The following is a 261-nucleotide window of genomic DNA, read 5'->3' as shown; positions in this document are numbered from 1 at the left end:
TAATACTCCAATGCGACTTCGACAAAATCATCTTTGCGAGCGAAGAACAGCAAGTCCTCTGGGGTTTCGTTCTCAAACAACCAAACATTCAATCGCCACTTGAGGTTGTTGTTGATGCGACTAGCAGCTTCTAGCTTGGCACTGTAGACATCACTGTTGTCTAAGTCTTGAGTGATACCAGCAAGCACTTCGGTGCCGTCTTCATCGTTCAAAGCGAAACGTGCCCCAAGGAACACATCATTTTGGCCGATGGTTTGGGCA

General features: G+C 47.1%; 1 pseudogene. It reads right to left on the bottom strand.

Annotated elements, in window-relative coordinates:
• A pseudogene (locus tag BCT81_RS03920) lies at positions 1 to 261 on the bottom strand (hypothetical protein); the annotation flags it as partial.

Origin of the sequence: Vibrio sp. 10N.261.52.A1, assembly GCF_002876325.1 — a bacterium.
GTDB classification, from domain to species: domain Bacteria; phylum Pseudomonadota; class Gammaproteobacteria; order Enterobacterales; family Vibrionaceae; genus Vibrio; species Vibrio chagasii.
Note: the sequence above shows the minus strand (reverse complement) of the source record. Positions and strands in the feature narration are given on the sequence as shown.